This window comes from Nesterenkonia natronophila, from assembly GCF_003595215.1.
In the GTDB taxonomy this organism is placed as follows: domain Bacteria; phylum Actinomycetota; class Actinomycetes; order Actinomycetales; family Micrococcaceae; genus Nesterenkonia; species Nesterenkonia natronophila.
Map to the genome: position 1 here is coordinate 234,919 of NZ_QYZP01000003.1, position 26,938 is coordinate 261,856.

The following is a 26,938-nucleotide window of genomic DNA, read 5'->3' on the forward strand; positions in this document are numbered from 1 at the left end:
TGCCCCCGTTGGAAGGCTCGTCCATGAGTTCACTGTGGCTTGATACCCAATCCGTCAGAAATCCCGCTCGGGGGCCCTTGCCGCCTGGTTCACACTGGGATTCAGTCGTAGTGGGGGCGGGTTTGACCGGCCTCACCACTGCTGTCCTCCTTGCTCGGTCAGGCCAGCAGGTGGCTGTCGTCGAAGCTCGTCGCGTCGGGGCGGTGGCTACGGGCAACACCACAGGCAAAGTCTCCTTGCTTCAGGGTGGCAATCTATCTGCAATCCGTTCGGCACGGTCGGCCGAAGTTCTCCAGGCGTATGTCGACGGCAATAGGGAGGCTCAGTCGTGGTTGCTGCGTTACCTCCACGAGCGAGGGGTGGAGTACCAACGCCGTCCTGCCTATGTCTACGCGGACTCATCAGCTGGCCTCGGGACATTGGAGGATGAGCTGGAGGCCTGTCGCGAGGTTGGTCTGGACGTCCATTGGGCGGATGCAGCTGAACTGCCGTATCCGGTCGCCGGTGCAGTCGAGTTGGCGGACCAGGCGCAGATCCATCCGACCGCGGTGCTGCAGAGCCTTACTGACGAGCTGTTGGAACGCGGAGGTCTGATCTTTGAAGGTATCCGAGTGGTGGGAGCCGGCTCAGGACAACCGGTGGCCGTCAAGACCTCCGCCGGAGACGTGACCGCTGACCACTTAGTTCTTGCAACAGGCGCCCCGGTGCTCGATCGGGGCGGACACTTCGCCAGAATGAAAGGGCTCCGGTCGTACGCCCAGGCGTACAGACTGCCCAGGAACATGAGCGTGCCGCAAGGTATGTATCTCGGGTTGGACACGCCGGGCCGGAGCCTGCGTTCGGCCCCCGCCTACGGTGAGGAGTTCCTTGTGGTCGGCGGCAACGGGCACGAAGTTGGAAGAGCCGGATCGCATGCGGAGGCCCAGCGCGACTTAGAACGTTGGACCCTAGAGCATTTTCCTGGAGCGGAGCGCACGCACGCCTGGTCAGCACAGGACTACCGCCCGGCTGACTCCGTTCCCTACTTCGGTCTGCTCCCGCACTGTGGCGGTTCCATTTATGTAGCCACCGGCTTCAACAAATGGGGCATGACTAATGGAGTTGCTGCTGCACTGGCCATCACAGCCCAGATCTTGGGCGGTCATATGCCGTGGGCTGAGACCCTTTCAGGTCGGTCACCGTCTGTTCGAGGCCTCTTGACAGGAGTCAAGGACAATACATCTGTAGGAGCGCGAATGACCCGGGACTGGGTCCAAGCTGAGCTGAAGCCCCTGTCCGAAGAGTCTCCCGCAGAAGGGGAGGGTGTCGTGGGACGGGTGCGTGGCCGGCCTGTGGGTGTCTCCACGGTGAACGGTGTCACGCGCCGCATCTCGGCGGTGTGTCCACACATGGGAGGGGTGGTGACATGGAACGATGCCGAGTGTTCTTGGGACTGTCCACTGCACGCCTCACGATTCGCAGCGGATGGCGAGGTCCTCGAGGGGCCCGCGGTGGAGAACTTGGAACCGAAGTGAGCCTTCCGGACTGTGAGGTGCCAAGAGAGGCTCGGACGCTCCAATAAGGGGCAGCTCGACTCCCGCCCCCTGTCGTGCTCCAACGCGCTGGTCAGTCACCTATCCTGCGAGCGACTACGCCCCAGACGAACGTGACGATAAGACCACCCAGAATCGCGAAGCCCCAGGTTGCAGGATCGAAGAACGCATCGTTGACATCGATACCGAATGCTGCGGAGGCGATCCAACCACCGAGCAGGGCACCCAAGATACCGGTGAGGAGTGTGACGAGTATGCCGCCGGGCTGCTTGCCCGGCAGTATGGCGCGCGCGATGGCACCTGCGATGAGTCCGAGTAATATCCAGCCGATGATGCTCATGGTTTGTCTCCAACCTGTTTGTACGACTTTTGGCTAGGGTCAACGTACCTCGGGACCGCTGGAGGGCCCAAAAGTGCTTGACACGACCGTGTCGGAAGCCGTTGGGATCCACCCTGGCGGAGTTCCTAGCGGAGGTTCATGAACCCTTGACGTACCGGCTTGCGCAGGGGCAAGTTTGACTTCTGGGCTCGACTGCTCCGAACTGCACTAAGGGACAAGACCCTCCGGAGTCGGGCTTGAGTCACAAGGAGGAGCACCATGGCGGCATGCGACACCTGCGGCAATGACTACGAAAACCCTATGACCATCACTCAACAAGGCATGACTCACGTTTTCGACAGTTTCGAATGCGCGATGCATATGATGGCGCCCTCATGTGCCCACTGCGGCGTGCGGATCATAGGTCATGGCACCAGAACTGGAGGGTCGATCTACTGTTGCGATCACTGTGCCCCGGACTGAGAACCTTATTACGAGTCAAAGTTGGTCGCTGGGGCCTGTCCGCTAGCAGAGGTGATGACTTCCTCGGCAAGATCCCGAAGTTTCACGTTGCGGTGATTGGATGCACTCTTCAGAATTCTTACTGCCTCGTCCTGGCTGCATCGGTTTTGGCCCATGATGATGCCCATCGCGAGGTCGATGGCCGTTCGTGATTCCATGGCCAGCCGGCGGTTCTCAGCGTTCTCAGCGTGGGCTGCGATCCGCAGTGCGATCTCCAGCACATTGGAGGCTGCATCAACGTATTGGTGCGCAGTGACGGCGTCCTCTTCATAAAAGGCGCCGGGTTCGGGGGTGTAGAAGTTCATTGCTGCGGCGGCGGAAGTGTTTACGACCAGGGGGACTGCCAGGATGCTGCGCAGACCTTGGCTGCGTACCACTGACATGTACTGGGGCCACCGTTTCTCGTAGCGAACGTCGGGGACTCGGATCACGGTGTTGGAGCGTTGCGCTGCCAGGCAAGGGCCCTCATCAAATCCAGCTTGGACCTCGTCCATCCGTTGGGCCTCCGGTGAGCTGCTTGCCACCACTGTGTTCTTTCGGCTGCGGGTGAGAACAATGCCGCATAGCACGCGCCGATTCACGGAGAGGTGCTCCACGGCCAATTGAACAATGGAGTCCAGGACTCCGGAGATGTCATGGTCTTCCAGCAACACTTTATTGAGCGCTGCAGGGAGGTCATATGTGCTCGTCTGGACGTCCATGGTGGACTCTGTTCTACTGGAGTGCCCAACCCAGATGGTTGTCGGCAGTGGTTAAACCCTACCGGAATCGTGTCATTCTCAACAGCAGGTGTTCGTGCTGGTTCACCAAGAAACTTGTCCCGTTGGCTGCCGAGGGAGGGCTCCAGCAGGCGAGAACCATTCCCGTGATTGGCGCAACGTGAGCGCGCTTCTATACCGTCCTATGACTGTGGGCCTGCATCCCAGCACAACCAGGATCTTGTGGTGCGCCGAGAGAGACTCGAACTCCCGACACCTGCGGTGTAAACGCAGTGCTCTAACCAACTGAGCTATCGGCGCATGTGCCATGAACGGCACAATCAGCAATAGTAGCAAAAGAGTGCCGAGTCGGTGTCCTCTAAGGACCCGGCTCAGCGCTCGGTGCGGCCCGGTCTTCAGCGATTGACACCGGCTTGGAATCCCATGTTGGGCTGCCCCGAGGCTAGGTTCATCACCGCAGGATTCTCCGTACGGTCGGCAGCTTGGAGTATATTGAGGATACGGTTGCTGCTCCTAGAGATTGTGGACATCCTCTTACTGATCCTGCCCATGGCGACACTTCCTTCACGAATTCGGTGGGCGCATGGCTGCGCCCGGCATAGTCATTTCTCGCAGGGATTGACCCTGTGCGCTGCTGGATCCTCCGCAGACGCTCTCGTGCAGCCAGAACTGAGAAACTACCGGGAGCATTCCTGCATAACCGGGTTTATGCCAGCAAAGTGAGCAAAGTCTCGTCTAAGTCTCGTGCACCTTAGGGGTCTTGAGCGTTGCGCGTTCCGCGGCGTACAGGGCGGCACCGACGATTCCCGCGTTGTTTGTCAACTGGGCGGGCACCACCTCGGCACGCAGGCCACTGACGAATGGGAGGAAATCTTCACTGCGCTTTGAAATGCCCCCTCCGATGATGAATTTGCTCACCGGTTGTATGCGCTCAACGTGGGCCAGAAAACGGCGCAGCGTTTCACCATACTCGTCCCACGGCATATCCAGGCGCTCCCGAGCCGATGCCGAGACTTTGCGCTCAGCGGGTTTCTCACCTTCGAATTCCAGGTGTCCCAGCTCAGAATTGGGCACCAGAACGCCGTCGTGCACCAGCGCGCTGCCGACACCTGTGCCCAGGGTCACCGTCAGGATGGTGCCGGGCTTATTGGCCCCTGCGCCGTAGCGGGCCTCCGCCAAGCCTGCAGCATCGGCGTCGTTGAGCGTGGATATGTGACCGGGGAGGTTATTCAGCAGCTGCGTGGTGTCACAGTCCAACCACGATTCGTCGATATTCGCAGCAGAAAGCACCACATTGTCAATGACAATCCCGGGCACTGTCACGCCTACAGTGAGATCCTCAGCAGCAGGAGCCTTTTCCCGGGAAAGCAGCTCATCGAGTATTTCACCGATCACACCAGCGACTGCTTGAGGTGTTGCCGGTCTGGGGGTTGGGATCCGGAAGCGCTTTCCAGTCAGACTTCCCTTTTGCAGATTGACGATCCCACCCTTGATTCCGGTGCCACCCACGTCGATTCCGATGGCCCTTCGGGGCAGTTGCGGCAAAGCGGGGCTGATCGGACCCATGGTTTGGGCTGCGGGCGCGAGGGTATCTGGTTTGGTCATGACTCTCCAGGATCAGGCAAATGAGAACCGGCGCCACGCTGCACCGCTGTGATTCATCGAACAGGATAGCGCGCCGAAGTCATTCGGCGCGGGAGCGTCACGCAGATGGTCTCGTGAGTATCTCCGCGCCTTCTTGTGTGGCCACGATTGTGTGTTCGAACTGTGCGGTCCGCTTCCGGTCCCTAGTCACCGCGGTCCAGCCGTCCTCCCACATGTCCCAGTGCCGTGTTCCGAGTGTGAGCATCGGCTCAATGGTGAAGACCATTCCTGGTTCGATCAGTTGTCCATAGTCGGGGGCGGCGTCGTAGTGCGGAATGACCAGACCCGTGTGGAATGCCGGGCCCACCCCGTGGCCGATGAACTCGCGGACCACCCCATAGTTGAAACGCCGGGCGTAGGATTCGATGGCACGACCGATGACGTTGATCGGCCGTCCGGGCTTCACAGCTTTGATCCCGCGCATCATCGCCTCATGAGTACGTTCCACCAAGAGACGGGACTGCTCATCGACCTCACCGACCAGAAAAGTGACGTTGTGATCGCCGTGTGCTCCGTTCAGGAATGCGGTGATGTCCAAATTCACAATGTCCCCGTCGCGCAGCACAGTAGAGTCGGGGATACCGTGGCAGATCACCTCGTTGACGGAGGTGCAGATGGACTTTGGGAAGCCCCTATACCGCAGACATGAGGGATAGGCGCCGCGCTGAACCAAGTACTCGTGCGCGAACGCGTCCAATTCGTCTGTGGTCACCCCGGGTCGGATGAGCTCCCCTGTCGCCACCATGCAGTCCGCTGCAAGCTGTCCCGCGCGGCGAATTCTCTCCACTGTCGCATTGTCGAACACATCAGGTCCCGTGTACTTCGGTGGTTCGGCCAGGCCGACGTAGTCGGGCGGATCAATGTGGTCCGGGACGGTTCGTTCCGGAGAGAGGGTGCCGGGAACGAGGCTCCCGGCTGGAGCGTGGGAGGGTGCAGAAGCCATAAGGCAAATCCTATCGGCCACACCATGGTAGGGCGTAGTCTGGGAATGTGAATGACTACTGGTACAACTTGACCACTGGGCAGGTGGAACATGGGGCCAAGTCGTCCTGGAAGCACCTGCTGGGCCCGTACAAGTCCCACGATGAGGCCGCCCGAGCGCTGGAGAGGGTGGAGCAGCGCAACGAGGAGTGGGACGCTGATCATGACGACGCCTGAGGCGCCATAGGTGCTTCTGCTCCGTTCAGAAGGTGTGCTCTTCGGCGGGGAACGTGCCCTCAAGGACGTCGCGGCGGAAACTCTGTGCGGCTTCGGTAATGGTGCTGCGCAGATCGGCATACTGCTTCACGAACCGGGGCAGCCGCCCATCGTTCAGTCCAAGCATGTCCTGCCACACCAGCACCTGACCTGTCGCGGCGCCGCCGGCACCTATGCCGATGGTAGGGATGCTGAGGGCTGACTCGAGCTCTACGGTGAGCTCGGCCGGAATCATCTCGACCAGGAGACAGAAGGCGCCGGCTGCCTGAAGTGCGCGCGCGTCCGCAATCACCTTCTGCGACTCCTCACCGCGGCCCTGAACGCGAAACCCGCCCAGCTGATGCTCCGCCTGCGGCGTGAATCCGCTGTGCGCCATGACTGGGATACCCGCATCCACCACCGCCTTCACATGAGGCACCGTAGCCGCGTGAGCTTCCATCTTCACCGCATGGACCCCTGCTTCTTTCATGAATCGTACTGCTGTTCGAACTGCCTGCTCCGGTGAGACCTGATAGCTCCCGAACGGCAGGTCAGCCACGACTAGTGCGCGAGTGACCCCCTTGACGACCGACTTCGCGTAAACAAGCAGCTCATCGACGGTGATGCCCAGCGTCGATGAGCTGCCCTGCATGACGTTGGCGGCCGAGTCTCCCACCAGCAGGACCTCAATCCCCGCCTCGTCGAACACGTTGGCCATCATCGCGTCATAAGCGGTGAGCATGGTGAACTTGTGCCCCTCCTGCTTGAAACGTTGCAGATGATGAGTGCGTATCCGCTTGGGAGTTCTCGTGGCGGTCTGCTGCTGAGGCCCTCCATAGGGTGCTGTGTGTTCGTCACTAGACATGGCCTCAAGACTACTCCGGTGCTTCTGGCACGTTGGGTAGAGTGGACATGGCTGGAGCACGACTTATTTCAGGAGGCGGAATATCAGCATGGATCGGCAGCAGGAATTTGTACTGCGCACCATTGAGGAGCGCGATGTCCGCTTTGTCCGTCTGTGGTTTTCCGATGTGGTCGGAGCCCTGAAGTCGGTCGCGCTTGCCCCCGCGGAGGTGGAGGGTGCCTTCGCCGAAGGGTTGGGCTTTGACGGCTCCTCCATCGAGGGGCTTTCCAGGGTGTTCGAGTCAGACATGCTGCTGAAGCCGGATCCCTCGAGTTTCCAGATTCTTCCCTGGCGCAGCGAGGATGAACCCACCGCGCGAATGTTCTGCGACATCCTGACCCCGGACCAGGAAGCCGCGGTGGGCGACCCGCGGTACGTGCTGCGCCGCCAACTCGATGCGGCTGCGCAGATGGGTTTCACCTGCTACACCCACCCGGAGATCGAGTTCTATCTTCTGGAGTCGGATGAAATGGACAGCAGCGGGCGGCCCGTCCCTGCGGATCGCTCGGGGTACTTCGACCACATCACCGGCTCGGTCGCCCAGGATCTGCGCAGGCATACCGTGAATATGTTGGAAGCAGTAGGGATTTCTGTGGAGTTCAGCCACAATGAGGTCGGTCCCGGCCAGAATGAGATTGATCTGCGGTATGCCGATGCGCTGACGACCGCCGACAACATCCTGACCTTCCGCACCATTGCCAAAGAGGTCGCGCTGGCCCACGGCAAGTACGCCACCTTTATGCCCAAACCGTTCAGCGAACACCCGGGCTCAGCCATGCATACGCACTTCAGCCTTTTCGAAGGCGATACCAATGCCTTCTTCAGTCCCAATGCAGAGTTTAATCTGTCGAATACGGCACGGCAGTTCATCGCCGGGATTCTGACTCATGCGCCCGAGTTCACCGCGGTGACCAACCAGTTTGTGAACTCATATAAGAGGCTGTGGGGTGGGGGAGAAGCACCTAGTCACGTTTCATGGGGACACAACAACCGTTCCGCACTCATTCGGGTACCGCTCTATAAGCCCACAAAGGGTGGTTCCGCCCGTGTGGAGTTCCGCGGGATCGACTCGGCCGCGAACCCCTACCTCGCCTACGCAATGGTGATTGGTGCTGGCCTCAAGGGTATTCAGGAAGGTTATGAGCTGCCGGAACACGTGACTGAGGATGTTTGGTCGCTTACCACCGCCGAGCGCAAGGTGCTGGGGTTGAAGCCGCTCCCGGGCACCCTCCATGACGCCATCCGTCAGATGGAGGACTCAGAGCTGGTCGCCAGCGTCCTCGGTGAGCAGGTGTTTGAGAATCTGCTGCGCAATAAGCGTCAGGAGTGGGATGAGTACCGGGTCAACGTTTCTCCGTTCGAGGTCAACACCTATCTGGGAATGGTCTGAGCGGTGCTGCCCTCCGGTGATGCCGCGTGAGCACCTCCTCTGAGACTTCTTCAGCGCGGGAATTGATTGCTGCGGGCTTTCAGGATCTGGAGCGAGCCCAGAGCTTCTTGACGGACCCGCAACTGGAGGGAGTCGAGACCGGAGCGCTGACCCGGACGCTGCACGAGGCACCTGATGCAGACCAAGCGCTGCTGCTCTTGATCCGGTTGGTGGAACGCGCCCCTCGGGTGCGTGAACTCTTCAGTGAACAAGGGCCCTCCGGGTACCCGCAGGCTGTGCCATTGGTCAGATTGCTCGGGGCATCGCGGGCACTTGCCGAATTCCTAATTCGCCACCCTGGGCACACCGATGTCCTCTTTGAGGATCTGCAGCCAGCAGACGACGCCACCCCCAGTGACTCTTCGGCAACTGCGCTTCGACGTACTCTCATGGATGCGGTGCGGGCTGACCCTGACGCTGAAGATCCAGCTTCTGAGCTCGACGAGGACTTTGCTGGTAAGAACGCCGGGTCTGCGTTGCGGATCGCGTATCGCCGTGAGTTGACCCGAATCGCCCTGCGAGACCTCACCGTGGCTGAGCCCCAGAACTACCTCCCTCTGGTGGCAAGGCAACTGGCGGATCTCGCTGCGGGGGCGATCGACGCGGCCCTAGCAGTCAGCCGGGCGCAGCTAAGTGCGCGCCGGCCCCAGATCGCAGACTTGAAACTCGCAGTCATCGGCATGGGCAAGTGCGGAGCAGGGGAGTTGAACTACATCTCGGATGTAGACGTGGTCTTCGCCCACAGTGCCACTTTCGATGCCGCCGAAGCCGGCGAACTCGCGGCCGTATTGGCCAGCGGCATGACCAAAATCATCATGGCTTCCGACGGAGAGCCGGGCCTCTGGGAGGTCGATGCCAATCTCCGCCCCGAGGGACGCGACGGTCCACTGTCCCGGACTGTGGATTCGCACCGTGAGTACTACCGCAGGTGGGCAGCGGGATGGGAATTACAGGCACTGCTCAAAGCCCGACCCATCGCAGGCAACCCCAGTCTGGGTGAAGAGTACATGGAGTCGATGGGGCCGCTGGTCTGGCAGGCTGCTGCCCAGGAAGGATTTGTCCAAAACGTTCAAGCGATGCGCCGCCGAGTATTTGACAACATCCCGCACCGCACGGCGGATCGGGAGATCAAATTGGGTCGCGGGGGACTGCGGGATATCGAATTCACTGTCCAGCTGCTGCAGTTGGTACATGGTCGGGTCGATGACAACCTCCGGATGCGCGACACACTCTCAGCAATCGAGGCACTAGGGGCTGGAGAGTACGTCTCGAGCAAGGACCAGAAGGCGATGAGCCGCTGCTACCGGCAGCTTAGGCTCTACGAGCATCGGATACAGATGTCCGATATGCGCAGAACGCATCTGATGCCTGTTCAAGACGCGGCTCTGCGTGCGCTGTCTCATGCCATCCGGGGGCCAGGGCAGTCCCGCCGGTCCGGGCCCAAGGACATTGGCGCGGAGTGGCAGCGCGTCGCGCGGGAGGTTTCCACTTTCCACGAGACCATCTTCTACCGCCCGCTGCTTTCCACCACCGCGGTGCTCTCAGAGGACGATGTCCGGCTTTCCGCCTCAGCAGTAGCCGATAGGCTCTCCGCCTTGGGGTTCAGCGACGCCGAGGGTGCTCTGCGCCATATCGAGGCACTCACCGCAGGTGTCTCCCGGAAAGCGACTCTGCAGAAGCGGATTCTGCCGATGATGTTGGGCTGGTTCGCTGAAGGTGTCGACCCTGATCACGGGCTCCTGGCGTTCCGCCGACTCAGTGAATCGTTGGGCACCAGCCCGTGGTACCTCACCATGCTGCGTGACTCCTCTGTGGCTGCCGAGAGACTCTGTCAGCTGCTGACCAGTTCACGTTTCATCTCGGACGTCTTGGAGCACCTTCCGGAGTCGGCCAAATGGCTCGGTGACGACGACGCTCTGGCTCCGCGGAGTTTCGAGACGCTCTGGACCGAGATGCAGAACGCGCTGCAGAGGCACGAAGGTGCCTCGCACGCGGCCGTCCGACTCGCCCGTCTGATCCGGCAGCGCGAGCAGCTTCGCATCGCCATCTCCGACGCCTGCGGCGTGCGCGACCAGCCGAGTATAGGGGCCGCCCTGGCTGATGTTGATCGAGTGACCACTCTGGGCGCGCTCCGCGTGGCGGAAGAGGAAGTCTTCGCCTCCGAGGGCAGACTCGTCGACTTCCTCGTGATCGCCATGGGCCGGCAGGGCGGTCGGGAAATCAGTTACGGCTCTGACATGGACGCGCTGTTCGTCCACCGACCAGTTGACGATGTGGATAAGTCTGCTGCAGACAAACAGGCCCAGAAGCTGGCCCAACGGCTGACGCAACTGTTGTCCAAGCCGGTGAAACCCGCAATCCGCGGGGAGTTTGCGCTGCAGCTGGATGCGGATCTGCGGCCGGAAGGCAAGCGTGGCCCGTTGTCGCGGTCCCTAGACTCCTATGAGGAGTACTACCGCCGTTGGATGGATGCCTGGGAGCGGCAAGCGCTGCTCCGTGCCCGCCCCGTTGCCGGCTCGGATTGGTTGGCGGTGGACTTCATGGAATTGGTCGATGAGGTCCGTTACGGGGCCCCGCCCACGAGCCAGCAGCTGCGGGAGATCCGTCGGATCAAGGCCAGAATCGAATCGGAGCGGCTGCCTCGTGGGGCGGACCCTTCCCGGCACGTCAAACTTGGCAGGGGCGGACTCTCAGACGTGGAGTGGTTGGTCCAGCTGTATCAGCTGCAGTTCGGACATGAGCACGGGATGCTGCGCGGGACAAGTACCCTTCAGGTGCTCAACGGCTTGGTCGACGCTGAGCTCATGAGCCCCCATGACGCCAACACCCTGGCTGGCGCCTGGAAGCTGTGCACCAAGGTCCGGTCCGGGATTATGATCTGGTCGGCGAGAGCCGCTGATGTGCTACCAAGCTCACGCCGTGACCTTGAGGCGGTCTCCCGCTGGTGCGGATTCGAGCCGGGCTGTGCCGCCGAGTTCGAAGACCACTATCTGCGCACCACGCGGCGGGCCCGGCAGGTGTTCGAACAGCACTTCTATGCCTCAGACTAAGCCGACAGGTCGGGGGCGTACTCGCGCAGGCGCCGCCGCACCTCGGGTGAGAGCCGCTGTGGCGCACCGGAGTCCCGATCGACCATGACAAGTGTCGACTGCGCACTGACTCGCGGAGAGCTTTCCGCTGCACTGAGGGTCACCGCATAGTCGATAACGAAGCTCGCCCCACCGACGCGAGGGATCGACATCTCAACGTTTACCGGCTCCCGCTGATAGGGAAGCTGCTGTCGATACCGGAGCTGAAAGTCCGCGACAAGGGCCCAAACCTGCTGACTGGGCTCCAACGCCGGGAAAACACCCGTGCCCCCAGGTCGCCCCGGCGGGCTCCAGAACGCACGAGCCCGGGCTTCCTCCAAGATTCGCAGCACCGCCACATTATTGATGTGGCCATAGGAATCTTGGTCGCCCCATCTGAGTTCGATAGGCACAACAAGTGAAGTCATAACCTGACCCTATCCGAGCATCAGTTGCTGGGTTCGGGCGCGAGGAGTTCCAGTGTGCGGTGCTGAACCTCCTCATCCGGGGCCAGGTTCACCAACATCAGCTCATCAGCTGCCACTTGATCAGCGAACTCGTTCAACCAGTGGATGACCTCGGTTTGGGTGCCAGCAACTGTCTTGGAGAGCATGCCGAGCACCTGCTGGCCCGCTGGATGATCTCTCAACTGCGTGACGTCTTCCGACGAAAGTGCCTTATTGCGGCCCAGCATGGTGCGGATCCATCCGTCCTCAGCCTTACGGCGCTGCTGAGTGGCGGTGGCGTCGTCGTCGTGTGCAATGACATTGGCTGCGGCGATGAAGTGGGGGTGGGCATCGGAGCCCTGGAGGGACCCTTCAGCGGCGAAGTTCTCCCGGTAGGTGTAGGCTGCCTGCTCCAGCAGCTGAGGGGCGAAGTGGCTGGCGAACGCATACGGTACACCGAGACGGGCGGCCAGCTGGGCCCCGTAGAGGGAGGAGCCGAGGACGTACAGCGGCACCCGGGTAGACCGACCGGGGTAGGCGTTGACGCCTGGAATCCGGCTGTGTCCGGTGAGGTATCCGGACAACTCCATAATGTCCTCAGGGAACCTGTCCGCCTCGGTCCCATCCCTGCGCAGGGCGCGTACGGTGGCCCCGTCAGTTCCCGGTGCCCGTCCCAAACCCAGATCAATTCGACCGGGGAACAAGGTCTCCAGGGTCCCGAACTGTTCGGCGATGACCAGCGGGGAGTGGTTAGGCAGCATAATGCCGCCAGCACCCACGCGCACATTCCGCGTACCTGCCGCGATGTGTTGGATCAGCAGCGCGGTGGCGGAGCTGGCCACATACGGCATGTTGTGATGCTCAGCGAACCAGATACGAGTGTAGCCCAGCGAATCGGCAGTCCGGGCCAACCGCATTGAGCGCCTGATCCCGTCCGCAATCGGCTCATGTTCACGCACACGGGCCAGGTCCAGCAGAGAAAGTGGTCGCGAAGCAATTGAGGTCATAGTCGGTACAACCAGGCAGGTGCCGAAGGTTCATCCAGATGCCCCTCAGCTGACAGCGGAATCTTTCCCAGCCTATGAACTCTAAGGATGCGTCCCTAATGGTGCATGAACGCTCGGTGGTGGTCGTCTGGTTTCAGTCACTGACCAACCAAGTCGATCTGGCCTAGCCTTCAGACCTGTCTGCGAGGGTGGAACGAATCGTCCTGTGCAGCTCTGCTGCACTGATAGGTCTGAAGTCCCACTGATCCACCCCTACGTTCACCTGCACGGTCCCCCGAGCCGAAAGCTGGGTCTTCCACTCAGTGTGGACGTGGCCGCAAATGAGCGGATGGCCAAGGTCCCGGTATCGGAATCGTTCGTAGCGATCCGGTTTGAAGTGCGACTCGCCACTGTAGGGGTAGTGCGAAAGCAGAACGCGCAGTTCCTCGCCACCTGCTTCTAACGCGGGAAGATATGTCTCGGCCTGAGTAACCGCGACAGTGAAGCCGGCCTCCAGGTAGGCGGGCACATGGAGATGCCCCTCCCGCTGCGATGGTGAGCAGCGGTCATGGTTGCCGATGACAAGGTACTTCGTACCGTTCAACCGCGGAAGGAGACTCAGCCCGCGCTCGTAGTCGATCATGGCGTAGTCGCCTAGGACCCACACCTCGTCCTCTGTCCCGACGGTCCCATTCCACCGCTCGATGAGCACCTCATCCATCTCATCGAGATCTTTGAAAGGCCTGTCGCAGTATCGGATGATGTTGGCGTGACCGATGTGCTGGTCGCTGGTGAAGTAGGTCGTCAACGGCATCGTCTCTCTATGTGCGGTCCGCGCAGATTGCTGAACCATCCGGTCTGTGTGCTGGGAAGTTCTGAGGTAGCTGGTCAGCACTGTACCGGATTGTTACCCACTCTTTCGGTGGAAGAAGCCCGACCATCCAGCGTCGATGACGTCCCGCGAGAGGGGTAGAGACGGGAGCCTCAGGACGCAGCAGGGCGGTCGAACACAGCTCCAGTCGATCCCTTTGCAGACCATTCCGAACCGCCAGCGGCAAAGGCTACAGTTTGGGTATGTTTCGCGCACCCCACCCCCTCGCGCACCCCATGGTGCTGCTGGCGGCCGGGGCGCTGCTTGCCACCGGCACGCTCATGATCCTTGGCCAGGGTCAAGCAGCAGACATTCTCGCCTCCGTGGTGATCGCGTTCGTAGTGCTGGTCACCGCCAAGGACATGGTTCAGCACATGATGCGGGGCCACTGGGGCTTAGACATCCTTGCCGTGGTGGCGATGGTGGCCACCGTACTGGTCGGAGAATACTTGGCCGGGCTGATCATCGTGCTGATGCTCACCGGGGGTGAGGCGCTGGAGAAAATGGCGGAGAACAAAGCCAGCAGGGAACTGGATACGTTGATCAGCAGGGCGCCTGCCTTTGCTCACCGAAACAACCGGAATGACGGGCAGATTGTGCGCATACCGGTCGATGAGGTCCAGGTGGGAGACGTTTTGTTGGTCCGGGGTTCCGAAGTGTTGCCGGTTGACGGGGTGGTGCTCTCAGAACGGGCGACGGTGGATGAATCTTCAGTGACAGGTGAGCCAGTCCCGGTGACCCGTGCCAAAGGTGATGAGGTGCTCTCAGGTTCAGTCAACGGGACTGAATCCTTCTCTATGCGCGCCACCGCCACGGCCGCTGATTCCCACTACGCCTCTATCGTTCAACTGGTCCAGGAGGCGGTAGCATCCCAGGCGCCTATGGTTCGGCTGGCGGACCGTTATGCGGTGCCCTTCACTGCCGTCTCTCTGCTGATAGCCGGTATCGCATGGTACCTCTCCGGTGATCCGGTGCGCTTTGCCGAAGTCTTGGTGGTCGCCACGCCATGCCCGTTGCTCATCGCTGCTCCGGTGGCCTTCATGGGAGGGATGAGCTCGGCTGCTCGAGTCAACGTCATCGTCAAAGAGGGCGGCACCCTGGAGAAGCTGGCCCGTGTCCGAGCTGCTGGACTGGATAAGACCGGGACGCTGACTCAGGGACATCCCACGGTCACGGATATTCGCGGATTCAGCTGCTCGACGGCTGAGACGTTGGCGCACGCCGCAGCAGCCGAGCAGTATTCAGTGCATGTCTTTGCCGAACCGATAGTCAAAGTGGCCCGGGAGCGGGGCCTGAATCTGCCGCCGGTCCGATCGGCGGAGGAGTTCGCCACCAACGGGGTGGTTGCTGTGCTGGCTGACGGATCTGAGGTACGAGTCGGCAAAGCACGATTCGTGCGGGAGGTCACCGGTCATATCCCCGAATTGAACTTGGAACCCGGGGTCGCGGCGGTCTATGTTGCCGTCGCAGGCGAGCTGGCAGGAGTTCTGCTGCTTTCGGACCCTGTGAGGGAGGACGCCTCGGAGACGTTGAAGCTTCTGCGGGAGCAAGGCGTCACCGACATCTTCATGGTCACCGGTGATGTCGAATCGACGGCAAGGTCTGTCGGAGACGCGGTCGGCATTGAACGGATCTACGCGGAGATGACTCCGCAGCAGAAGGTGAAGGTTGTTCAGGCGAACACTTCTCGACCGGCACTGATGGTTGGTGACGGGATAAACGATGCTCCTGTGTTGGCGGCATCCGACGTCGGAGTAGCCATGGGGGCCCGGGGGGCGACAGCGGCCAGTGAGTCGGCTTCGGCTGTGATCACCTCCGAGAGCCTGGCCCGGTTGGTGGACGTCATTAACATCTCAAAACGGACGGTCCGCATCGCCCTGCAGAGCATCTGGTTAGGAATCATCATCTCGGTGGGCCTGATGCTGGTGGCCGCTTTTGGCCATCTTCCGGCGGTCGCGGGTGCCCTGTTACAGGAGGTCGTAGATCTGGTCGCCATCCTCAGCGCTCTGCGCGCCCTGTCCGCGCATAACAAGGTGCCCAGCATGCGGCGGGGCGTTTCCTCGCCGGAGCGGCAGGCTGCACAGAGGGGGGTCACGGGGTACTAATTCTCTGTCCCACCGAGTATGCCTCTACTGTTGGGCAGGAATCTCACCGGAGGGCCGTCCCGGCGCGGAGGTCGGATAAGCGACTCGAAGGAGTGGTGCTGGGCGTCCGAGCCGTGGCTTCCACACCTCTGAGCAGGAGTATCGTGGGTTTCATTCGTCAACAACAGACCTGCGGGAGGCAAGTGTGACGCACACACCTAGCGATGTGGCAGCCGGTAGCAGAGAGCGTCCGACCTTCACGGTGACGGGTATGTGGACCGACACGATGGGCCGGCTGGGAATTCGGGCAGTGCAGCTGCTGCTGGTCAGCACCGTGGCGGGCCTGTTGGTCTTCGCGCTGCTGGGTCTGACGGTGGTTGTGATCCCCACCTTGATCGCGATCATCCTTGCCTGCGCACTGTGGCCCTTGGTGAGGCTCACACGCCGAGTCATGTCCAACATGCTCGCCGCAGCGACGGTGTTCCTCGGTTCTCTGCTTGTGCTGGGCGGGGTGGGCACCGGCCTGGTCTTCTCCGTGATCAATGAGTGGTCGAACCTTGTGGACCAAGCGGTCGAAGGGTTTAACCAGCTGCGTCAAGTGGTCGACGACAGCATCGGCGCCCTGGGGTTCACCATCGATCAGGAACAGATTGATGATGCCATCGACACAGTCACGGGCTTTCTGACCAGCGCTGAGTTCGGCACCGGCGCGGTCATGACTATCGGTGCCGCAGGCACATTCTTCACCGGATTGGTCCTGCTGCTGGTCTTCCTGTTCTTCTTCCTCAAAGACGGCGACCGCATCTGGGCATTCGTCATCTCATGGACACCGCTCCACTTCCGCGATAAATGGATCGCGTCAGGGGACAGGGTTCAGCAAACCTTCGGCGGCTACATTCGTGGCACCGCCATTGTCGCGGCTGCCGATGCAGTTGGCATAACCCTCGCTCTACTGATCCTGCAGGTTCCGCTGGCCCTGCCGCTGGGTGTGGTCGTCTTCCTCGGCGGTTTTGTCCCCATCGTCGGTGCCACCGTCGCAGGTGTCCTGGCGACCTTGGTGGCCCTGGTAGCCAACGGGCCGCTCGTCGCCTTGATTGTGCTGGCCGTGGTTATCCTTGTGCAGCAGCTGGAAAGCAATTTCCTGCAGCCAGTAGTCATGGCTCAGACCCTACAACTGCATGCGCTCGTGATTCTGATGGCGCTTACCGGGGGCACGGTGCTCAGCGGTATAGTCGGCGCCGTCCTGGCGGTCCCACTGACCGCCGCCGCTTGGGGCGTCATTAAGGTGTGGTCCGGTCGCGATGAGGAAAGCAAGGGTACCCCCGTGCAGGACGCGCAGGAAGAAATTGCCGAGGTCCATGACCAACAAGCCGAGGTCGCACAAGATGAGGAAGAAGACGCCGAGGCTGAGAACTGACCGATGTGCAGGGCACCGTCACAGACCGCTTAAGTGCCGATCACTTGTGTATGCCCTGGGGACTAGGGTGTACACATGAACCACCGCGCGTTCTACGTCGGAGCGCTTTTCGTTTTTCTGTTGATTAATTCGGCTTGTCATGGCGACGATTCAGACTCATTGGGTGAACCCGTTGATTCAGTTATAAAGGGGGTTCCCGTACCAGTCGAAGCAAATAAACACGGCCGATCTGGGGACACAGCAGCCTGGAGCGTCCGCGGGGCCGATTATGAGGAAATCGTTGCGTGGTTCGAAGACGAACTTCCTATTGACGACGACCACGACGATCTCAAGTTCTGCGAGACCCGGGAAAGTGACGTTTTTGTTCACTGGAACTGGTGGGAGGAGGCTCCCGAAGGCCACAACGGCACGCCGTGGCTCTCTGTGGTCGTTTTTCAGGATGAGCGCGTGAATGTAGTGATCAGCTATGAGGAGGATGACCTCAGTCAGTGCCGGTGATCACCTACCGCGAAAGTCTGGCCAGACGCGCATGAGGCCCTGCGGGCGGCAGTCCGGAGACTGTTTGCCGCCCGCAGGGCCTCATGCGAAGTAGGCCACCGGATCCCGTCCTGGAGACGGACTAGCCGGCCTACTCAACCTTGAGCTAGCTAGACCGAGAAGTAGAGCTCGAACTCGTAGGGATTCGGGCGCAGGTTCAGGGGCTCAATCTCCTCTTCCCGCTTGTATTCGACCCAAGCCTCAATGAGTTCTGCGGTGAATACGCCGCCTTCCAGCAGGAAGTCGTGATCCGCCTCGAGGGCCAGCAGCGCCTCATCCAACGTGGCGGGAGCCTGTGGAATGTCCTTGAGTTCCTCAGGAGGCAGCTCGTAGAGGTCTTTGTCCACCGGTTCGTGCGGCTCAATGCGGTTCTTGATTCCGTCGAGCCCAGCCATCAGCATCGCGGAGAAGGCCAGGTACGGGTTGCCGGAGCCGTCAGGGGCGCGGAACTCCAGCCGCTTCGCTTTGGGGTTCGAACCGGTGATGGGGATACGGATGGCAGCTGAGCGGTTACCCTGCGAGTACACCAGGGAGACCGGGGCCTCGTAGCCCTTCACCAGGCGCTTATAAGAGTTAACTGTTGGGTTAGTGAAAGCCAGCAGTGCGTGAGCGTGTTTCAGGAGGCCACCGATGTACCACCGGGCGGTGTCGGAAAGGTTTGCGTAGCCGGTCTCTGAGAAGAACAGCGGTTCACCTTCAGACCACAGCGACTGGTGAACGTGCATGCCGGAGCCGTTCTCGCCGAAGATGGGCTTAGGCATGAACGTCGCGGCCATGCCGAAGCTCGCGGCGGTGTTCTTCACCACGTACTTGAACTTCTGAACGTCGTCAGCGGAGAGCGTCAAAGTGTTGAACTTGTAGTTGATCTCCTGCTGCCCGGGTCCACCGACCTCATGATGTGAGCGCTCTACGGACAGGCCAGCGCGCTCCAGGGCGAGGACGATCTCATCGCGCACATCGGCGGACTGATCCTGGGGCGAAACCGGGAAGTAACCGCCCTTCGTGGCCATCTTGTGGCCGCCGGGTCCTTCAGCGAACTCATCGGCGGAGCCCCAAATAGCTTCCTTGGAGTCCAAGGAGTAGAAGGAGTGCTCTGGCGAAGACTTGAAAGCGACTTTGTCGAACAGGAAGAACTCCGCCTCCGGGCCGAAGAATGCGGTGTCTGCGATTCCGGAGGAAGCGAGATACTCCTCAGCCTTCTGGGCCACGCCGCGCGGATCTCGAGCGTAGGGCTCTCCGGTGCGGGGGCTCACGATGGAGAAGGTCATAATGAGGGTCTTGGCCTCGCGGTACTCATCCACATAGGCGCTGGAGGGGTCCGGTATCAGCTGCATATCTGAGTCCTGGATGCCTTGGAAGCCCCGAATGGAGGACCCGTCGAACAGCTGGCCGTTTTCGAAGAAGTCGAGATCTACTGTGTGTGCGGGCACATTGAAGTGATGCTGCAGGCCGGGGAGATCAGTGAAGCGGACGTCAACGAATTTGATGTCCTCCTTCTCGATGAAATCCAGCACTTCCTGAGGACTTGAGAACATGAGCGTTGAGCTCCTTCGGCGAGTTCGCGTACGGGGTTACCGGTACTCACCCTACAGAGGTATGAGTTTCCCGTCCGTCACGCAATTGTTTCGAGCATGTTACAAAGTCTTCACGCAGGGCCCGGACGTAGACTGTTCAGTTGTGAGTATCAAGGGACCCCAAGACGACGGCACCTCCTCAGGATATCCGGGCGACAGGTTGGGGCTTCCCCCAACTGGCCCCGGGGCGCTTGCTCCCTGGGGCCGGCGTATCCTGGCACTCTTCATCGACTGGGGCATCGCCTCGGTCGTCTCGATGATCTGGTTCGACTACAACGTTTGGGTCACCCTCGCCGTCTTTCTAGTCCTTCATGTCGCACTGGTGGGTTTCTTTGGCGTTTCCGTGGGAAAACGCCTGATGCGGCTCCAGGTGGTTCGTCTGCATCCGGATCGGCCAGCTGCGGTTCCCGGACCACATTGGGCTCTGTTGCGAGCCCTTCTCCTGCTGCTTGTCATCCCCACGGTGGTGATTTCCCCGGATGGACGAGGAGCTCATGACAGAATCGCGGGAACGGTGCAGGTCACTATGTGAGGAATCATATGAGACGAACGGTGTGTGCGGCGGGGCTCATGGGGCTTCTGATGACAACTTCCTGCGCCGGGGACTCCGGCCCCGCGGAGCCCGAGGAGGATCAGACGACGATTCCCGGACCCAATGTGGAAGGGGATGAGCCTGAAGCGGGAGAGGATCGCAGCGACGACGCCGATGCCGATCAGGATTCAGATGCCGAAGACCGCAGTGACAGCGCGGACAGCCCGGCCGATGCTGAGCCGCCGGAGCTGCCCGAGGCCAGCAGCACCACCTTGGAGCCGGCCCAAACCATCAGTGAGCCGGTCATCACGCCGAAGTCTGTAGTGGCCAATGGACACGGCCTGGCCATTGCGAACAACATGATGTACCAGAACTCAGTGACGGTGTATGACACGGAGACCGGGGAGTTGGTCCAGGAACTGCCCGACAGCATCAGCCCCGGAAGCCTGGGTGTTGAGGGTTACCCTGAGACTGTCCAGGGAGCCCCGGTGGAAGCAGCTTGGACCGAGGATGGTCAGCACGCATATGTCTCCCAATATCGTCTTGCGGATATTGGCGCTGCCGCCTATGACGACTGTCGCAACGGCGACGATGTGGCACCCTCCGCGGTTTTCCGCTACAGCGTCCAGGACGAGGACTGGGACCAGTTCATCGAGGTAGGCCGGGTGCCTAAGTATCAGGCCCTGACCCCCGATGAGTCACGCCTGCTGGTGACCAACTGGTGTGACTTCGACCTCTCGGTGATCGACACGGACACCGGTTTGGAGGAAATGCGCGTTCCACTGAGCTCTCAGCCTCGCGGGATAGCGGTCATGCCGGACAACCGGACAGCGTACGTCGCGGCAATGTACTCCAATGAGCTGTGGAAGGTGGATCTGGAAACCGGTGACGCCGAGGTGATCTACAGTGAGGCAGAGTTTCCGCGTCACCTGATCCTGTCGCCGGACTCGGATGTGCTCTATGCCACATTCAGCCGGTCGGACCTACTGGTGGCGTTCGACACCGAGACTGACGAAGTCGTCACCACCGCCAATACCGGCCGGGAACCGCGGACGATGGATATCTCCGCTGACGGCAGCGCGCTCTATGTGGTGAATTACTACGAGGACAGCGTCTCCAAGTTCGAAGCCCCCTCGTTGGAGGAAATCGACCGGCGCAGCACCGGGCATCTCCCGATCGGGGTGACCTACGACGCGATGACCGGAAGCGTATGGGTGGCCAACTATTCTGGAAGTATCACAGTCTTCGACGATACGGTCTCTCGATAGCCGCTGCAGTGGCGCTGCTCCGGGGACTTGGGCGAGTCGGGTAGCTCCTCAGGCAGGAGCCGAAACGGGGGCAGGCATTTTTGTCAGTCCACGGGTCAGGTAGCGAGCGCGGTAGCGGTCAAACACCTGCGTCGCGGCGACCATCGTCAGCGCGGAGCCCAGCATGTGGAGCCAAACCAGACTGACGGGCAGCCCCGCGAAGTACTGCCAGTATCCGAGCACGCCCTGGGCCACAATGACGGCGAGCAGGAAACGCGCGGCTCGGTGCTGATGGGCGGACGTGTTGAGCCGCATCTGCGCCACCACAAGAACGGCCGCAGCAGCACAGAGCATGTAGACCGGAACCACATGCAGCTGAGTCACCAGGTGCAGATCGAACCCGTGACGCGGCGAGTGAGGGTCCCCAGCGTGCGGACCCGTTCCGGTAACGATTGTCCCCAGCACCAGTGATGCCCAGGCTGTGATCAAGACTACTCCGGCCATTGCTCGGGTCAGCGTGCTCGTCTGCCCATCCACAATCGGGCGTCCGGTCTCTCCGCTGTGGGCCAATTCGGCATTGACGCGCGTCAGCAGCTGCACGGCGATCAGCACTAGTCCAGCTGAGGCCAGGAAGTGCAGAGCCACCACCCAAGGATTCAGATTAGTCCACACAGTGATCCCGCCGATGATTCCCTGGAGCGGGATGCCGAGGCCGATGATGATGGTGCGGACTACCAGTGCCCGGTGAGTGGACCACAGGCGTACCACAGCCAGGAACATGGCGACGCTGATAATGATCAGCACATAAGTCAGCAGCCGGTTGCCGAACTCAATTGCACCGTGCATTCCCATCTCGGGGGTTGAGACCCAGGAATCGGCCGTGCAGCGCGGCCACTCAGGACAGCCCAGACCGGAGTCCGTCAGTCGGACAGCACCACCGGTCAGGATGATGCCGATGTTTGAGACCAGCGTGGCCCAGGCAAGGACTTTCGTGAGACGGGAGATGCGCCGCGGGAGGCGGAGACGAACTATTTCCATGTGAACCACTTCCGTGCGGCAAGTATCGCCGCCAGCGCCCAGGCGGCGAGAATCAGGATGGGTACAACAGCTAAACGACCTTCCATGGTCGCACCGCGAACGGCCTCGCCCAAGGCTGCGGAAGGAAGAGCCAGTAGCAGGGCGCCAGCGCCATCGTGTTCCAGCGGCAGTACGGCGCCCCCAGCGGCACCCATGAGCACCCACGCCACATTGGCCAGCGCAAGAGTTGCTTCGGCGCGGACCGTCCCGGCCAGGAGCAAACCCAGCGCGGTGAACGTCGCGGCCCCCATGATGACGACGCCGAACATCCAGATGATGCCCAGCGGCTCCGGTGACCAGCCCAGGAAGAAGCCGGCGGAACCCAGGACCAGCACCTGGACAGCAATGACGCACAATACCGCCAAGGACTTCCCTAGGATGAGACCCGTCGCCCCGAGGGGGGTGGTGGCGAGGTAGGCCAGCACCCCGTATTGCCTTTCGAAGCCCGTGGCGATGGCCGCACCTGCAAAGGCTGAGGCCATCACGGCCAGGCTCAGGACCCCCGGAGCGATCGTGTCAATGCCCGGAACAATGTCGGTGACGGCGTGGGCCCGGTGCAGACCAATCAGCACCAGAAGCGGCAGAATCAGTGAGACAAGGAGTTGCTCGCCGTTTCGCAGCGTGAGACGCGCTTCGTAAAGGCCATGGGCCAGCACCCGCCGGTGCGCTGCGGCCGGTCGCGAACGAGGCAGTGTTGGGGCTTCTGGTTGGTTCATGGCGAAGACACCTCCCAGAAGACGTCTTCCAGAGTACGGGCTTCGAAGCTTATCTCCGCTGGGAAGAGGCCGCTGCGCTCCCACCATCGGGCCAGAGCGGTGAGATCTGCCGGAGAGGCGATCGCCGGCACCCCCCAGCGGGCTCCTGCCCGGTTGGCGTCGCTGTCCAACTCCAGGGGATAGGGTGCATCTTCAAGCTCCGTGCGAGTGAGTGCTCTAGGTGAAGCAAAGCATAGTCGGCGCGCAGCAGTGTGAGAGTGCGGTTCCTCTCCGATGCCGGTGAGTTCGGACACGGTGCCGTGGCGAACGACCACGCCGTCCTTGAGTATGTAGACGGCATCCGCCAAGTGCTGCGCTTCTTCCAGCAGGTGGGTGGTGAGCACGATCCCGATTCCGCTGCTCCTGAGGTGGTCAATGAGGTCAAAGACCAGCTGTCGCGACTGTGGGTCCAACCCGGCAGAAGGTTCGTCGAGGAACACGAGCTCGGGGGAGCCGATGAGGGCAGCAGCGAGGGCCACCCGCTGTTTCTGTCCGCCTGAGAGTCGACGGATGGCTGTACCTAGGAACGCGGAGAGGTCTAGGCGATCAACCAGATCCTCCAGCGGCCACGGATCCCGGTGCAGTTTGGCCACGTGCGTCAGAAGGGTCCGCGGTTTGACAGACTGGGGAAGCCCTCCATCCTGGAGCATCACGCCGACGCGGGCCCGCAGGTCAGCACCGGCGCGGTAAGGATCCTGCCCCAACAGCTGCACTGATCCTGCAGAGGGCCGAAGCAGGCCTTGTGCACAGGAGAGAGTGGTGGTTTTCCCGGCACCGTTGGGCCCGATGATGACGGTGACTTCACCGCGTCGGGCAGTGAGGTCTACGCCCGAGAGAATCTCCGTAACCCCCCGGGCCGATGATGCAGTGCCCACGGCATAGCGCACATTGGCCAGACGCAGGCAGGCGACGGAAAAGGACACTGCCATAGTCTAACGTTTTCTACGCGCCGTAGAACACGAATTCGTCCTTGGTGAGCTGACCTGCCATGGTAGATCCCACAGATAACCACTTGCAAAATGCATCCGGTGATGGTGCGATGGTACGACTAGCAGTTCGAAGACGGAGGACTCGGAGACGGCCCATGGAAAACCCCACCCCGAACTCCGAAGACCGCGCCGGAACGGTGTTTGCTTTCCTCTTCTGTTCCGTCGACGGGTACTTCGAAGACGCGGAGGCCAAACTGGACTGGGGCGTCAATGACGATGAGTTCTTCGCATGGAACGTGCGCCAGCTCAGTCAGATTGGCGCTTTGCTGCTTGGGCGCCGAACCTATGAGCATTTTGCCGCATTCTGGACGTCGGCTGAGGCCGCCTCGCGCATGCCGGAGGTGGCCACCTTTATGGCATCAGTACCGAAGCTGGTCATCACCAGCCAGGCTCCCTCGGATCAGGTGTGGTCCGGCACCCGAACCTCTGACGGCTACGATCTGGCCGCCGACATCAGGGATCTCATCAATGAAGTCAGTGGTGATGTTGCAATATTCGGCAGCTCTGAGCTGACAGCCTCGCTGCTGGATCAGGGCCTCATTGATGAACTACGCATCTTGGTCCATCCTGTGCTGCTGGGCCGGGGACGCAGTCTCCTCAGCGGCCTCACGGAGCGAATCAGGCTTGACCCCGGTCCTGTGACAGTCTTCACGTCAGGCAACGTTCTCCTGGGGTATCGCCCCCGTGCCCACTCTTTAGGGTGGCCTTCCTAGACCGCTTCTTCTGAATAGGTCACAATAGAGTCATGAAATTCGACGGCGACACTGTTTCAGCTGCGCCCGAAGTGGATGCGCGGGAACTGGACGGCACCACTCGGCAACGCGTGCTGCAGCTAGTCGTGGAAAAAGGTCCCATCAGTGCTGCCCAGCTGGGCCGCGAGCTGAGTCTTACGGCCGCAGCGGTTCGTCGGCATCTCGATGCCATGACCGAGCAGGGGGTGGTGGAGATCAAGACTGTCTCGAGCCGCCGAAAAGGTGCTGGGCGACCCTCCCGCCGTTACGTGCTCTCATCCCGGGGCCAGCAGGAACTCGGAGATGACTACCTCAACCTTGTGCGCACCGCTCTCGCAGTGATGGACGAACGTGATGAGGGCAGGGCCGCGCAGTCCCTGGCAAAGTCATACTTTGCTGAGTTTGAGCAGCGGTACGCCCCGGAGCTCGAACACGTGGCAGATCTCGACGAGCGGACCGAGAGGCTCTCAGCTCTCTTCAGCGCCGACGGGTTCGCCGGATTCACACGCCTAGTAGGCCGGGACAATCCCCTCCTGGCCATGCAGTCAACACAATTGTGCCAAGGCCACTGCCCGGTGCGGGAAATAGCCGCCGCGCATCCGGTGTTCTGTGAGGAAGAGACCGCGATGATCGCTCGACTGTTGGACGTCGACGTCCGCAGGCTCTCCACCCAAGCCGCTGGGGCCCACGTGTGCACAACACACGTGCCAGTGGGCCGAGAACGACTCGCCGCGGAGCGTGCAGCGCGCGCCCGGGAGGGCACATCAGAGACTTCACAGGCCGGACGTACCGCCGGCCGTAAGAGAATCGTGATTTCCCCGCGTCAACAAGAGAGGTTGTCATGACCGAGCAGATTGCAAAAGCAGAGGAAGTTCTGCGTAACACCGACGATCCAGGCGTCATCCAGAAGGTTCTGGACGATAACCCTGAGCTGAAGGGCCTGGGCACCTACGAGTACGGTTGGTCCGACTCGGACACTGCCGGCGCGACGGCCAAGCGTGGGATCGACACGAGTGTTGTGGAAGATATCTCGAGCAAGAAATCAGAACCCGAATGGATGCTGAAGCTGCGCAAGAAAGGCTTGAAGTACTTCGAGCGTAAGCCTCAGCCAACCTGGGGTGCTGATCTTTCTGATATCGACTTCGACAACATCAAGTACTTCGTCCGCTCCACGGAGAAGCAGGCCCAGACTTGGGAGGACCTGCCCGAGGACATTCGCAACACCTACGAGAAGCTTGGGATCCCTGAGGCTGAGCGCGAGCGGCTAGTTTCCGGCGTGGCAGCCCAGTACGAGTCTGAGGTGGTCTACCACCAGATTCGTGAAGACCTTGAGGAGCAGGGTGTCATTTTCATGGACACTGACACTGCCTTGAAGGAGCACCCCGAGTTCTTCGAGGAATACTTCGGTTCGGTGATTCCAGTGGGGGACAACAAGTTCGCCGCCCTCAACACTGCAGTCTGGTCCGGTGGCAGCTTCGTCTACGTGCCTAAGGGAGTCCATGTAGAGATCCCGCTGCAGGCCTACTTCCGCATCAATACCGAGAACATGGGTCAGTTCGAGCGCACGCTGATCATCGCCGACGAAGACTCCTACGTCCATTACATCGAAGGCTGCACCGCCCCCATCTACAACACGGATTCCCTGCACTCCGCTGTGGTGGAGATCATTGTGAAGAAGAACGCCCGCGTTCGGTACACAACTATTCAGAACTGGTCCACCAACGTCTACAACCTCGTCACCAAGCGAGCAGTAGTGGACGAGGGCGGCACCATGGAGTGGATCGACGGCAACATCGGGTCCAAGGTCACCATGAAGTACCCAGCCGTGTATCTCACCGGTGAACATGCCAAGGGCGAGACCCTTTCGGTCGCGTTCGCAGGTGCAGGTCAGCATCAGGACACCGGCTCCAAGATGGTGCACATGGCGCCCAACACCTCTAGCTCCATCGTGTCCAAGTCCGTTGCTCGCTCCGGCGGACGCGCATCCTACCGAGGGTTGGTGCAGATCAACCCTGAAGCTAAAGGGTCCGCTAACTCGGTGGTTTGCGATGCTCTTCTAGTCGACACCATCTCTAAGACGGACACCTATCCCTACATTGATATTCGGGAGGATGACGTAACCCTCGGGCACGAAGCCACCGTCTCCAAGGTCTCCGAAGACCAGCTGTTCTACCTGATGTCGCGTGGCCTGGCCGAGGACGAGGCGATGGCCATGATCGTGCGCGGGTTCATCGAGCCGATCGCGCGGGAGCTGCCCATGGAGTACGCACTGGAGCTTAACCGCCTCATCGAGCTGCAGATGGAAGGCTCCGTCGGCTAGTACCCCGCAGCGTGCCCCCTGCCGATATTGCGGCATACAGTCTTGCCCAAAGAGAGAAC

Annotated in this window: 25 protein-coding genes and 1 tRNA gene; 13 read left to right on the forward strand and 13 right to left on the reverse strand. The window is 61.0% G+C overall.

Annotation, left to right across the window (positions count from 1 at the left end; all coding sequences use genetic code 11):
- Positions 1-23: 23 nt before the first annotated feature.
- Positions 24-1,514: an FAD-dependent oxidoreductase gene (locus tag D3250_RS10080; RefSeq protein ID WP_119903564.1), complete on the forward strand. Its 1,491-nt coding sequence runs from the start codon at positions 24-26 to the stop codon at positions 1,512-1,514.
- A gap of 91 nt (positions 1,515-1,605) precedes the next feature.
- Here D3250_RS10080 and D3250_RS10085 read toward each other — a convergent pair whose 3' ends face one another.
- A complete protein-coding gene (locus tag D3250_RS10085; protein WP_119903259.1) occupies positions 1,606-1,872 on the reverse strand; it encodes a GlsB/YeaQ/YmgE family stress response membrane protein in 267 nt (88 codons plus the stop codon).
- A gap of 258 nt (positions 1,873-2,130) precedes the next feature.
- Between D3250_RS10085 and D3250_RS12235 the strand changes: the two genes are divergently transcribed.
- The gene (locus D3250_RS12235; protein WP_119903260.1) at positions 2,131-2,334 is read left to right on the forward strand and encodes a metallothionein; all 204 of its coding nucleotides are present in this window, start codon (positions 2,131-2,133) and stop codon (positions 2,332-2,334) included.
- A gap of 8 nt (positions 2,335-2,342) precedes the next feature.
- On the opposite strand, the gene D3250_RS10095 is transcribed toward D3250_RS12235, so the two are convergent.
- The 4 genes from D3250_RS10095 to map form a co-directional block, all read right to left on the reverse strand.
- A complete protein-coding gene (locus D3250_RS10095) occupies positions 2,343-3,074 on the reverse strand; it encodes a GAF and ANTAR domain-containing protein (protein ID WP_119903261.1) in 732 nt (243 codons plus the stop codon).
- A gap of 241 nt (positions 3,075-3,315) precedes the next feature.
- Positions 3,316-3,392: transfer RNA gene (locus tag D3250_RS10100), tRNA-Val, on the reverse strand.
- A gap of 435 nt (positions 3,393-3,827) precedes the next feature.
- Positions 3,828-4,658 (reverse strand): polyphosphate--glucose phosphotransferase, encoded by an 831-nt coding sequence (gene ppgK, locus D3250_RS10105; protein WP_119903565.1) that lies wholly within the window; start codon positions 4,656-4,658, stop codon positions 3,828-3,830.
- A gap of 136 nt (positions 4,659-4,794) precedes the next feature.
- A complete protein-coding gene (gene map / locus D3250_RS10110; protein WP_119903262.1) occupies positions 4,795-5,679 on the reverse strand; it encodes a type I methionyl aminopeptidase in 885 nt (294 codons plus the stop codon).
- 47 nt (positions 5,680-5,726) lie between these two features.
- On the opposite strand from map, the gene D3250_RS10115 reads away from it, so the two are divergent.
- Positions 5,727-5,894, forward strand: coding sequence for an SPOR domain-containing protein (locus tag D3250_RS10115; protein ID WP_119903263.1), 168 nt, complete (start codon positions 5,727-5,729; stop codon positions 5,892-5,894).
- 25 nt (positions 5,895-5,919) lie between these two features.
- Here the strand turns inward: D3250_RS10115 and panB are convergent, their stop codons facing one another.
- On the reverse strand, positions 5,920-6,777 hold the full coding sequence (gene panB, locus D3250_RS10120) for a 3-methyl-2-oxobutanoate hydroxymethyltransferase (RefSeq protein ID WP_119903264.1): 858 nt from the start codon (positions 6,775-6,777) through the stop codon (positions 5,920-5,922).
- A gap of 88 nt (positions 6,778-6,865) precedes the next feature.
- On the opposite strand from panB, the gene glnA (D3250_RS10125) reads away from it, so the two are divergent.
- On the forward strand, positions 6,866-8,206 hold the full coding sequence (glnA, locus tag D3250_RS10125; protein ID WP_119903265.1) for a type I glutamate--ammonia ligase: 1,341 nt from the start codon (positions 6,866-6,868) through the stop codon (positions 8,204-8,206).
- A gap of 26 nt (positions 8,207-8,232) precedes the next feature.
- Complete coding sequence (locus D3250_RS10130) at positions 8,233-11,295, forward strand: bifunctional [glutamine synthetase] adenylyltransferase/[glutamine synthetase]-adenylyl-L-tyrosine phosphorylase (protein WP_119903266.1); 3,063 nt, start codon at positions 8,233-8,235, stop codon at positions 11,293-11,295.
- Here the strand turns inward: D3250_RS10130 and D3250_RS10135 are convergent.
- The 3 genes from D3250_RS10135 to D3250_RS10145 all read right to left on the reverse strand — a co-directional run bounded on the left by D3250_RS10135 (position 11,292) and on the right by D3250_RS10145 (position 13,559).
- A complete protein-coding gene (locus tag D3250_RS10135; protein WP_119903267.1) occupies positions 11,292-11,741 on the reverse strand; it encodes an acyl-CoA thioesterase in 450 nt (149 codons plus the stop codon). The genes D3250_RS10130 and D3250_RS10135 overlap by 4 nt on opposite strands.
- Before the next feature lie 20 nt (positions 11,742-11,761).
- Positions 11,762-12,766: an LLM class flavin-dependent oxidoreductase gene (locus D3250_RS10140; RefSeq protein ID WP_119903268.1), complete on the reverse strand. Its 1,005-nt coding sequence runs from the start codon at positions 12,764-12,766 to the stop codon at positions 11,762-11,764.
- Positions 12,767-12,929: 163 nt separating this feature from the next.
- A complete protein-coding gene (locus D3250_RS10145) occupies positions 12,930-13,559 on the reverse strand; it encodes a metallophosphoesterase (protein WP_158583125.1) in 630 nt (209 codons plus the stop codon).
- A gap of 260 nt (positions 13,560-13,819) precedes the next feature.
- Between D3250_RS10145 and D3250_RS10150 the strand changes: the two genes are divergently transcribed.
- The 3 genes from D3250_RS10150 to D3250_RS10160 all read left to right on the forward strand — a co-directional run bounded on the left by D3250_RS10150 (position 13,820) and on the right by D3250_RS10160 (position 17,615).
- The gene (locus D3250_RS10150; protein WP_225973269.1) at positions 13,820-15,721 is read left to right on the forward strand and encodes a heavy metal translocating P-type ATPase; all 1,902 of its coding nucleotides are present in this window, start codon (positions 13,820-13,822) and stop codon (positions 15,719-15,721) included.
- Between the two features lie 184 nt (positions 15,722-15,905).
- On the forward strand, positions 15,906-17,117 hold the full coding sequence (locus tag D3250_RS10155; RefSeq protein WP_225973270.1) for an AI-2E family transporter: 1,212 nt from the start codon (positions 15,906-15,908) through the stop codon (positions 17,115-17,117).
- 75 nt (positions 17,118-17,192) lie between these two features.
- The gene (locus tag D3250_RS10160) at positions 17,193-17,615 is read left to right on the forward strand and encodes a hypothetical protein (RefSeq protein WP_119903271.1); all 423 of its coding nucleotides are present in this window, start codon (positions 17,193-17,195) and stop codon (positions 17,613-17,615) included.
- Between the two features lie 149 nt (positions 17,616-17,764).
- On the opposite strand, the gene glnA (D3250_RS10165) is transcribed toward D3250_RS10160, so the two are convergent.
- Positions 17,765-19,189, reverse strand: a complete 1,425-nt coding sequence (gene glnA, locus D3250_RS10165) for a type I glutamate--ammonia ligase (RefSeq protein WP_119903272.1) — start codon at positions 19,187-19,189, stop codon at positions 17,765-17,767.
- A gap of 142 nt (positions 19,190-19,331) precedes the next feature.
- On the opposite strand from glnA (D3250_RS10165), the gene D3250_RS10170 reads away from it, so the two are divergent.
- Both D3250_RS10170 and D3250_RS10175 read left to right on the forward strand, forming a co-directional pair.
- Positions 19,332-19,760: an RDD family protein gene (locus D3250_RS10170; protein ID WP_225973271.1), complete on the forward strand. Its 429-nt coding sequence runs from the start codon at positions 19,332-19,334 to the stop codon at positions 19,758-19,760.
- A 50-nt stretch (positions 19,761-19,810) separates the two neighbouring features.
- Entirely contained in the window at positions 19,811-21,028 is a 1,218-nt protein-coding gene (locus D3250_RS10175; protein ID WP_158583126.1) for a YncE family protein, read from the forward strand.
- Positions 21,029-21,076: 48 nt separating this feature from the next.
- Here the strand turns inward: D3250_RS10175 and D3250_RS10180 are convergent, their stop codons facing one another.
- From D3250_RS10180 to D3250_RS10190, 3 genes are read right to left on the reverse strand one after another with little or no spacing between them, the layout of a single operon-like run.
- Complete coding sequence (locus D3250_RS10180; RefSeq protein WP_119903275.1) at positions 21,077-22,045, reverse strand: COX15/CtaA family protein; 969 nt, start codon at positions 22,043-22,045, stop codon at positions 21,077-21,079.
- The gene (locus D3250_RS10185) at positions 22,036-22,800 is read right to left on the reverse strand and encodes an ABC transporter permease (RefSeq protein WP_119903276.1); all 765 of its coding nucleotides are present in this window, start codon (positions 22,798-22,800) and stop codon (positions 22,036-22,038) included. Before D3250_RS10185 ends, D3250_RS10180 begins: the two co-directional genes overlap by 10 nt.
- A complete protein-coding gene (locus D3250_RS10190; protein ID WP_225973272.1) occupies positions 22,797-23,762 on the reverse strand; it encodes an ABC transporter ATP-binding protein in 966 nt (321 codons plus the stop codon). Before D3250_RS10190 ends, D3250_RS10185 begins: the two co-directional genes overlap by 4 nt.
- A gap of 161 nt (positions 23,763-23,923) precedes the next feature.
- On the opposite strand from D3250_RS10190, the gene D3250_RS10195 reads away from it, so the two are divergent.
- Genes D3250_RS10195 through sufB form a run of 3 tightly spaced genes read left to right on the forward strand, consistent with a single transcriptional unit; the run spans position 23,924 to position 26,879 of the window.
- The gene (locus D3250_RS10195; protein WP_158583127.1) at positions 23,924-24,541 is read left to right on the forward strand and encodes a dihydrofolate reductase family protein; all 618 of its coding nucleotides are present in this window, start codon (positions 23,924-23,926) and stop codon (positions 24,539-24,541) included.
- Between the two features lie 32 nt (positions 24,542-24,573).
- Complete coding sequence (locus D3250_RS10200) at positions 24,574-25,404, forward strand: helix-turn-helix transcriptional regulator (RefSeq protein WP_119903278.1); 831 nt, start codon at positions 24,574-24,576, stop codon at positions 25,402-25,404.
- Positions 25,401-26,879 (forward strand): Fe-S cluster assembly protein SufB, encoded by a 1,479-nt coding sequence (gene sufB, locus D3250_RS10205; protein ID WP_119903279.1) that lies wholly within the window; start codon positions 25,401-25,403, stop codon positions 26,877-26,879. The genes D3250_RS10200 and sufB overlap by 4 nt, the downstream gene beginning before the upstream one ends.
- The last annotated feature ends 59 nt before the right edge of the window (positions 26,880-26,938 follow it).